The organism is Candidatus Gorgyraea atricola (assembly GCA_030765235.1).
In the GTDB taxonomy this organism is placed as follows: domain Bacteria; phylum Omnitrophota; class Gorgyraeia; order Gorgyraeales; family Gorgyraeaceae; genus Gorgyraea; species Gorgyraea atricola.
In genome coordinates, this window is the sequence record JAVCCW010000013.1 from 1 (window position 1) to 3,727 (window position 3,727).

Annotated in this window: 1 protein-coding gene; it reads left to right on the plus strand. The window is 41.0% G+C overall.

Annotated elements, in window-relative coordinates; translation table 11 throughout:
* On the plus strand, nucleotides 1-3,727 hold a 3,727-nt coding region (locus P9L93_02965; protein ID MDP8230046.1), incomplete at both ends, for a HEAT repeat domain-containing protein.

The following is a 3,727-nucleotide window of genomic DNA, read 5'->3' on the forward strand; positions in this document are numbered from 1 at the left end:
CGGAATCGGTGCTCCCGCGATCCCGGCATTAAGAGAAGTCTTAATAGGTAATGATCCAAAAGCGCGAAAGAATGCCGCAATAGCCTTAGTTCGAATCGGGGATCTTTCTGAGTATTCGCATTTGATCCCAGAATTAATATCAGTCTTAAAAGAAGATGATTTAGAAACATACAAAGAAGCCATAGCGGCTTTAGCCGGAATCGGCGCTCCCGCGATCCCGGCATTAAGAGAAGTCTTAATAGGTAATGATCCAAAAGCGCGAAAGAATGCCGCAATAGCCTTAGTTCGAATCGGGGATCTTTTTGAGTATTCGCATTTGATCCCAGAATTAATATTAGTCTTAAAAAAAGATGATTTAGAAACATACAAAGAAGCCATAGCGGCTTTAGCCGGAATCGGTGCTCCCGCGATCCCGGCATTAAGAGAAGTCTTAATAGGTAATGATCCAAAAGGGCAAGAAAGCGCTGTGATAGTTTTATCTAAAATTAATGATCTTTCTGTAATTCCTGCGTTAATAACGGCTTTAAAAAATGTTCATTTGAACATACGCAAAGTTGCTGCCAAATCTCTTGTCATGTTGTTGCCAGAGGGTCCATTGAGCAACGTTTTAGAGGAAAGCCTGTCACATCATGTACGATATAATAGCGGCGCTGAAATGCTGTTTGCGCCTCTATCTCCCCAGGACGTGGAATTAGTTTTGCGATATTTAAGAGGCGAGATATCAGTGAAGTTTAGTCATATTCGAGGTTCAACAGATGAAAGTCCGGTTCTTGGTCCTTATGGCGATGTTTGGTACCATGAGACAACTGTTTACAAACAAGCGAGGATAGAGATAGCTACAACTACAGAAGATCCAAAAGTCATCATAGCAAAAGACCCAGCAAAGGAATCTTCGGTTACAAATTCTTTAAAATATAAACCAGTTCCGGTATCTCCGGAACCCAAAACAGCTTTGCCATCTGCTCAAAAATTACCACCCAAATTTATACAGGATGTGCAATTCTGGGAACTAAAGGTACCCCCTATTGATCATCAGAAACAGGGCACAGCGATAGTCGGTAAAGATGATATATTAACTACATCAAACAAAAGAAGCTGGATGTGGAATTATATCTCTGAAAATGAACAACCCCGCAAAAAGGCTCTTGAAAAGTTGGATTATTGCTTGCAAAAGATCCCAGCAGTGATAGCAACTCTTTATGAAAATAATATGATATCTGCTGATACGCCGCTGGTTTCGATATATCTTATGGGAAGTTATCCATGGGTTGAGAAAGCTAATGATCTTGATCTGGTAGTTGTCGTAGCAGGTGAGCGCGAGTTCACAAAAACAGATTTCTCTAAGTTATCAGTAAAGGCAAAAGAGATAGTGCCCGGACTCGAGACCTCTCTTGAGATAGTAGGCTTAGAGACGCTTAAAAAAGCCGCGAGAGGTGAGGGGAATGATCGAGTTAGCAAGGTTATAAGAAGAAAATTAATAGCTTATAGTGGTGCTGTGCCTATTGCAGGAGTGGATATATTCAGTAAATCAACCCCACCATTAAACAACTTTATTGTAATGATAGATGATTTAATGAAAGACGCGAAATTCGCAAAATGGAAAAATATAATGCAAGATGTTACTAGAATACAAGCTAAGAAGAAATGGCGCAAAACAGAAGTAACGGCCATGGTCCGTTGGCTTAATGGCAAAGGCAGTCCTGTTGTCGATACCCTCAAGATATTACGCGAAATACAACAGCAGCTTAGCGATACATCAGCAGGCATAAAGGCATCATCCTCAGGTGTAATAACGCCTGAGGATATCTTTGAAAGAAGACTTGCGTTTGTGATGATAAAACCAAGCATTGCTGCTGGGCCAGATAAGAATTTATTAAGCGAAGATGCAATTACAGAAAAGCTTAAGGATTCAGGCTTTGAAGTAATCGCGAGCTTGCCTGGGCAGATATTAAGCCGCAAAGCCGCGGCAGAATTTTATGCAGAAGAGAAGGATGAGTTGTTTTTTGACGCTCTTATAGAACATATGATATCAAGCAGCACTATACCGGTTATCCTACGCGGTCCACAAAACGCATGGCATAATTTAAAGGATATATTGGGCCCAGCGGACGGAAGTGTTCCAGAGAGCTTAAGAGCTAAGCTGAGTATAGGTGTAAGGCAGCTTCCGGATGTAGGCAATATTGTATATAACAGGATATACGCATCTGATTCATTTGAAGCTACATTAAAAGATATTTTATTCTTTGCTGAGAGAACAGAAAGCGCGTATTTTCTTGGATCCGGTGAAAAGCTTCTTATGTCTTTGTCCCTGGAATCTGATAGGGCTTATTTTTCAGCGCTCTACAGGCAGTATAATCTGCAGCTGCTTGTAGATGCACAGGTGCGTATTCTCATGGAAGCTGATGCATCATTAACTAAAGACGATGCATCTGCTCAAGCTGCTACTTTAGTAATAGATGAATTAAAGAAAGCAGGAAGAGATAAGGACGCCTTGATATTAGCAGATTCCAAGCCGCTTATTATAGGAGATAACTTTTTTCCTTCAGCATTGCTTGCAAAGGGGGATGTCGAGGGCATTAAATATGAGGACCTTGGCGTGGTTCAATATGATGATATTGCGAAGGATTTAAGAAACATACAAGCTGCCTCGAATGTTACAATCGTACAGAATCCATTAAATGGCGGCATAGGCCAGGAAATGGATAGGCTAGATTTCTTAAAAACTATCTGGAGAATGACAGGTCGAAAGAGTGAGCCAAAGCTTGGGGCAAAGGCTATGGATTGTTATTTTAAGACTATCGTTAAAATAAATGATCAGGAAAAAGAAGCATTTGTAAGTGTTGCAGAGGCTACTATACTAGCCCTTCTGTATGAGGTAGAGAATGGCCATTACAGCCAGGGTATCCTAGAAGAATTTATCAGTAGTGAAACAAGGCAGGCTATGGATGACCTAATGGACACTGTTTATCTTTATGATAGGCTTGATACTTCTAATAGCAGCAAAAGGACATATGGCGAGATACTTGAAGAAAAAAATATGTTGGGTATTATGCCGGAACAGGCGCTATTTCCGCGCTTTGATGTAGAGGATAATAATAAGTTGACTGACAAATATACAGCTCCCGGTAGCCATGGGCACTGGGGCGTGTACGCCCTATCTAACATGCCCGATAAAAAACTGCCACAGGATGGGAGCGTTCAGATAAGAAGTATATTTAATGGTGATGGCATATCTAATTCTCCTAATAATGTTATAGCAGGATGGATGGCGAGAGAGAACGTGCCTGTTGTAATGATAACAACTACTAGGGCTCCGATAGACGTAAAAGGCGGCATGCTTGGCGTAGAATATTTAGGAGGCAAAAAATCCAGAAAGAATCTGCTTGAATTAGCGGATGCAAAGACAAGCGATAAGGAAAATCCAGGACAGGCAGAACTTTTTAACAATATGGGGATTTCTAAAACAGATGACAGATTTGGCAAAGATGGCATGCAGCTTTTTAATACAAACACAGTGTTATTGAATGACACAGTCTTGCAGCCGTTTTTAAGAGATTTGAGAGCTATGCTTGGTCTTGAAGAATATAACAGAGTAATAAGTCCTAAGATGATGATGAAGTCCGTTAAGCAGAAAGACGGCAAAGAGTATGTCCAATTGGAAGGCGCTATGGGCTCATCAATGCTTGGCCTTGCCGGTTTTCTTTCGACAACAGACGATGCTAAGATA